General features: G+C 35.3%; 5 protein-coding genes. 4 read left to right on the plus strand and 1 reads right to left on the minus strand.

What is annotated here, in order from left to right; all coding sequences use genetic code 11:
- Positions 1-281 precede the first annotated feature (281 nt).
- The 4 genes from asnB to GSY74_RS00560 are packed head-to-tail and all read left to right on the plus strand — an operon-like array spanning position 282 to position 5,207.
- Positions 282-2,084, plus strand: coding sequence for an asparagine synthase (glutamine-hydrolyzing) (asnB, locus tag GSY74_RS00545; protein WP_164663154.1), 1,803 nt, complete (start codon positions 282-284; stop codon positions 2,082-2,084).
- A complete protein-coding gene (locus GSY74_RS00550) occupies positions 2,081-3,202 on the plus strand; it encodes a glycosyltransferase (protein ID WP_164663155.1) in 1,122 nt (373 codons plus the stop codon). Before asnB ends, GSY74_RS00550 begins: the two co-directional genes overlap by 4 nt.
- A gap of 12 nt (positions 3,203-3,214) precedes the next feature.
- A complete protein-coding gene (locus tag GSY74_RS00555) occupies positions 3,215-4,063 on the plus strand; it encodes a biotin synthase (RefSeq protein ID WP_164663156.1) in 849 nt (282 codons plus the stop codon).
- Positions 4,056-5,207, plus strand: coding sequence for a cation:proton antiporter (locus tag GSY74_RS00560; RefSeq protein WP_164663157.1), 1,152 nt, complete (start codon positions 4,056-4,058; stop codon positions 5,205-5,207). The genes GSY74_RS00555 and GSY74_RS00560 overlap by 8 nt, the downstream gene beginning before the upstream one ends.
- Here GSY74_RS00560 and GSY74_RS00565 read toward each other — a convergent pair.
- A complete protein-coding gene (locus GSY74_RS00565; protein ID WP_164663158.1) occupies positions 5,194-6,168 on the minus strand; it encodes a HAMP domain-containing sensor histidine kinase in 975 nt (324 codons plus the stop codon). The two genes, GSY74_RS00560 and GSY74_RS00565, sit on opposite strands and share 14 nt — an antisense overlap.
- Between the last annotated feature and the right edge of the window lie 105 nt (positions 6,169-6,273).

Raw genomic sequence — 6,273 nt, forward strand, 5'->3', positions numbered from 1 at the left:
AAATACAATATTAATAGTACTATAGTTAGATAGATTCAGACTATCAAGTTCACTATTAATATTTTGTGATGAAATCAACACAGTGTGGTCAATATTTTTTTTAAATAGCTTAGATAGGTTACTATTTTTACCTATAACTAGATTAATCATCTGAAAATCCTCTCTAAAATATAGTATAATTAAATATATAATAACATTATATCACTAACTTTATTAAAGTTTACATAAAAGAAGTAATTGTATAATTTCAATATTAAAACACATTCAAAGGAGTATCAAATATGTGTAGTATCATGGGTTACTATAACACAAAGCAGTCTCTTGAAGAGATTGAACAGTTAAACAGAACGCTTTCCCATCGAGGAGTAGATAACAGTCAAGTCAAAGAGTATATTTTTGCAGGAAATAGACTATCTCTAGGACACAATCGTCTGGCTATCCAAGATTTGGATGCACGAGCCAATCAACCTATGGAGAGTGAACGATTCTCTATAGTTTTTAATGGTGAAATATATAACCATATGGAGTTACGAGAGGAGTGCAACAATTCATGGTTAACCCATAGCGATACAGAGACTCTTCTTGCTCTATTTAACAGATTTGGTATTGAGCAGACTATTTCGAAACTTATCGGTATGTTTGCCATTGCTCTTTTTGACAAATTTGAACAGAGGCTCTATCTGATTCGCGATAGGGTGGGAATAAAGCCTCTCTACTGGACATATCAAAATGGTGAGTTTGCTTTTGCTAGTGAGCTAAAAGGGTTCGCACCACATCTAAAAACAAAAGAGAGCAACAAAGCACTTATCCAGTTTATGAGTTTTGGATATGCACCATCTCACAATAGCTACTATGAAGATATTTACAAACTTGAAGCTGGGCATCTACTGATATTTGATGGTGAGACTATTAAGAAAAAAAGATACTGGTCTCTGCCAAACAGCAAGATAGATATTGGTTACGAAGAGGCTCTTGAAGAGACTGAGAGACTTATCCGAAGCTCTATCAAATATAGGCTATTGTCTGATGTGGAGGTTGGAAGTTTTCTAAGTGGTGGGATAGATAGCTCTTTGGTTAGTAGCATTATGCAACAAAGCACCAATCAGCAGATAAAGACATTTACGATAGGTTTTGAGGATAAAAACTACAATGAAGCAGGGTTTGCAAAAGAGGTAGCAGAGCATATAGGAAGTGACCATTATGAGTATATATTTGGTGTTGATGATGTAATTGCTCTTATGGCTGATATGGATAGATATTATGATGAACCGTTTGGTGATGCCTCTGCTCTGCCAACTATGTTGCTCTCGAAGTTTACAAAAGAGAAGGTGACTGTGGCTCTTAGTGGAGATGGTGGGGATGAGCTTTTCTTGGGTTATGATAGATATTTTTTTACAGACAAATACTACAAGATATTCAATAAAATGCCACAATTTTCGCGAAATATACTCTCTTCTCTTGCTCGGCTATCAAAACAGGACAGGTTAGAGAAGATAGCTTATCCTTTGAAATATCCAACCAAAGAGAATCTATACTCTGTTATTGCATCATATCTAAAACCTTGGCAGATGGAGTCTATGTTTGATAGGGAGTTCCTATATCAAAATTTTGACCGTCTGGACTATCTCTCAGTTCAAGAGATTAAGAGTCTTAACCAAGAGGATTCGTTTGATAACTTCTCCAAAATAGATTTTTATAGGTATCTGCCTGATGATATATTAACAAAAGTTGATAGAGCAAGTATGAAATATTCCCTAGAGGCTAGAGTTCCACTGCTTGACCATCGCATAGTAGAGTTTGCCTACTCTCTGCCCACAGAGATAAAACTAAAGCATGGTGCGAAATCTATACTCAAAGATATTCTCTACAAGCAAGTACCAAAAAGACTTATCGATAGACCAAAAATGGGATTTCGAGTTCCTCTGCAAGAGTGGTTTAGAGGTGAGATGAGAGATATGCTACAAGATAAGATAGAGTCACTTGATGAGAGATTCAACAAACCATATCTAAGAAAACTATTTAATGAACATCAAAAAGGTAAAAATTATGAGAATATATTTTGGAATATAATGAGGTTGCCATGAAAAAAAAATTATCAATTTTGGTAAATGACCTAGATACAGGAGGAGCAGAGAGAGTGGTTTCGATATTGCTCTTTATGTTAAAAGACAGATACGATATTACTCTATTTATGATACATGATATAATCTTTTACGATATTCCAAAAGAGATTGAAGTTGTCATAATAGGAAATGCAAACCTGAATGATAGTGGATTGGTAAAGCTTCTCAAACTTCCCATTCTAGCTTGGCAATATAGAAAAATAAATAGAAATTCCGATATATCAATGTCGTTTTTAACAAGAGCGTGTTACATCAATATTTTAGCAAAGATGATTGGCATGAGGGCTAAGGTTATCATTAACGAAAGAGCAATGCCGTCACTCTATTATAGAGATGGATTACAAGGCAGAATAAACAGATTTCTTATAAAAAAATTCTACAACAGAGCAGATATAGTTGTTGGGAACTCAAAAGGTAATACGCTCGACTTGGAGGAGAATTTTAATATAAGAGATACCATAGTGATAAATAATCTTTTTGATATAGAGAAGATAACCAAACTCTCAAAAGGGGATGCCCCTGTGGATGAAGAGTTTACTTTTATCACCATAGGACGACTTGATGAGGGGAAAAATCATATACTTCTTATTAAAGCGATGCAGAGTGTTGATGCAAAACTATATATAATAGGTGATGGAAAATTAAGAGAATATTTAGAGAAGCAGATAGAGATTTTAGACTTAAAAGAGAAAGTATTTTTATTGGGAAAACAGAAAAATCCATACAAGTATCTGTCCAAAGCAGACTGTTTCGCGTTTGCATCAAATCATGAGGGCTTTCCAAATGTATTGGTAGAGGCACTTGCCTGTGAATTACCTGTTATTAGCACCGATTGTAGAAGTGGTCCAAGAGAGATATTGGCTCCACTAACAGATATTAATTTTCAGATAACAGAAGATATTGAGTTGGCAGAGTATGGAATCTTGACTCCCACTGATAATGTATATAGTATGACTAAAGCTATGAATCTGATAAAAGAAGAAAAAAAATTACAAGATAGATATAAAGAAAAATCGTTAATTAGAGCTATGGATTTTGATAAAGATAGAATTATAGATGAGTTTATAAAAATATTGTAGTATAATCTTTTTATGAAAAAAGAGATATTTTTATGTGCCATCAACAGTATATTGAGTGGTACTTGCAAAGAAGATTGTAAGTTCTGTACGCAGAGTGTTCGTTATCATGCAGATATAGAGCGATATAGTTATAAATCTATAGAGAATATTATAGCAGAAGCAAAACAGGCAAAAGCTCACGGTGCATTGGGGTATTGTCTCGTTACAGCAGGTAAAGGGTTGACAGATAAAAGTGTGGATTTTGTTGCAAGAGCCTCAAAAGCTATCAAAAAAGAGATAGATAACCTAAATCTTATCGCCTGTAATGGAACTGCTACAGTGGAGCAGTTGAGGTTTCTAAAAGAGAGTGGAATTGATAGCTATAACCATAATCTGGAGACCTCAAAAGCCTACTATGAGACAATCTGCACAACACACTCGTGGGATGAGAGATACCAAACTTGTCTCAATGTCAAAGAGGTTGGATTGCAACTATGTAGTGGAGGTATTTGGGGTATGGGTGAAAGTGATGAGGATAGAGAGTCTCTTCTGAACTCCATTGTCTCGCTTCAGCCCGAATCAACCCCTCTGAACTTCTACATAACCAACCCTGCTCTTCCTATAAAAGGAAGAAATATCACTAGAGATGAAGCACTTATTGTCATCAAAAAAGCTAGAGAGCTTCTTGGTGAAGATAGACTGTTGATGGTAGCTGGAGGAAGAGAACAGATGTTTGGTGGGTATGAAAAAGAGATGTTTGATGCGGGGATTAACTCTATTGTCATAGGAGACTATCTAACAACAGGTGGTGATAATCCTATCAAAGATAGAACCATGTTAGACAAGATAGGTTATAAGGTAGCAACAACTTGTAATGGATAATATAGTTACATATATCCTAGTACTCTCTTTTGTTTTGGTACTATCCCCTTATCTCTCCAAGCTTTTTAAACTACCAACCGCTCCGATTGAGATAATTATTGGTTCTATATTGGCTTATGTGGGTCTGATAAGTGTTGGTGAGAGTGGAAATCACTACTTTGACCTTATTGCAGAAGTTGGCTTTTTGTATCTGATGTTTCTAGCTGGACTGGAGATTAGTTTAAAAAGTCTTAATAAGATGCCACAAGAGCATCTCTCAGGGGCTACTAAATTTCTACTTATTCTTCCTAATTTAGCACTACTTGTAGGTTATTTTATACTAGAGCTTAACCCTATTATTATTGTAGCACTTCCACTCATCTCTGTTGGACTACTCGCAACAGTCTCTAAAGAGCATGGCAAAAGTACCCAATGGGTTAGCATAGCTCTTTTGATTGGAGCATGGGGAGAGGTCTTTAGTATTACTACTCTAACAATTTTGGAGTTTGCGGTAGAGGTAGGTTTCAGTATGGCTCTTATTTTAAAACTACTGCTACTACTTGGATTTATACTTATTGTACTAACTCTATACTATCTTTTCCGTCTTATCTTCTGGTGGTATCCTGAACTAAAAATAGTAATGATGCCTCCTCTTGATAATAAAGACCAAGATTTGAGATTGGCTATGGGTATATTTTTTATTATGATTGCAATTATGCATCTACTTCATCTTGATTTAGCCTTTGGTGCTTTTATTGCTGGTCTATTTATCTCGACTTTTTTTCATCACAAAAAGGAGTTAGAGGATAAGATGTCAAGTTTCGGTTTTGGATTCTTGGTTCCTCTTTTCTTTATCCATGTGGGTGCATCTTTTGATTATAATTATTTTACAGAATCTATTGGAACGGCTATTAAGATTCTAACTGCAATGATTATGATTAGACTACTCTCGTCTCTATCTCTAGTCAAAATAATAGGATTCAAAGAGTCTATCTTGGTAGCACTAGCACTATCTATGCCACTAACACTTTTGGTAGCTGTAGCAACAGTTGGTTACCATCATGAGATAATAACTGGGCACTACTACTATGCAATTATTTTAGCTTCTCTATTGGAGGTGATTGTCTCTATGATTGGGATTAAGTACTTGACTAAAAAAAGCTAGAGAGGGAAACCGTCACCACATCACCCTCAACCTCCAATCTCTTCTCAATTCCAAGCTCATCACAAAGTTTCTCCACAATATGAAGCCCAATACCCAATCCTCTATCACTCTCTTTATAAAACCTATCAAATACTTTAGATGGATTTTTAATCCCATAACTGCTATTGGTGATAGAGAGTATATTCTCTTCCATTTTTATTTTGACAAAACCACTGGAGGTATTATATTTACAAGCATTGCTTAACAGATTATAGATGATTCGGCTCAAAGCATTTTTATTAGAGGTGATGATTTGCTCTTTGACATCAACCTCCCAATCCAAATAGTCATAGAGTGAATTGAAAAAAGCAACCTGCTCCAAAACTGCCTCTTTAATCGAAAACTTCTCCTGCTCAAACTGCATATCTTTGAGATAGACATCCAAATTCTTATGCAACATCGAGATGGCATTGGCACTTTGGGCGATGCTCTCTACCTCCTCATTTTTCTCCATCATTTTCAAATTAATAAGTATGGAAGTTATGGGGGTATTGAGGTCGTGGATAATATCTTTGATAAACTCTTCTAGCAGTGACAACGCATTTCGCAAAGGATGCAGAGCATAAAGGGAAAAAAGTAGTGAGATTAAAGTAGCGATAAGAGAGAGCAGTAAAAACTGCCAAAGAAGAGTGGTTCTAATATTTTTTAAGAGCAGATGATAGGAGTTTAAAGGGTACATAATCTGAAGTGAACTCTCCTCATCTTGGACAAATGGCACCAAAATATAGAGGTTTTGCTCATCAAAATAGAGTTCATAAAGTTGATTCTCATTTACTTTGGCAACAATATCCATCTCAAACCGATTATCATCAAAAAAGAAGCTGTAGTTCTTCATCTCCAAAAAAAGCTGTTCGCTTAGGTGTTCCTCTTCTAAGCGATAGTAGTTGTAGAAGATAAATGCTAAGAAGAGTTCTATGACCACAAAAAATAGGGCAAAGCCCTTGATTAGTGACTCTTTTTCAGATAGTTTTATAACCGACTCCTCTTGTACAAAAAATGTACTATTATTGTTTTAGATATTAAATTA

The sequence above is a fragment of the Sulfurovum sp. bin170 genome (assembly GCF_010892395.1).
Classification (GTDB): Bacteria; Campylobacterota; Campylobacteria; order Campylobacterales; family Sulfurovaceae; genus UBA1140.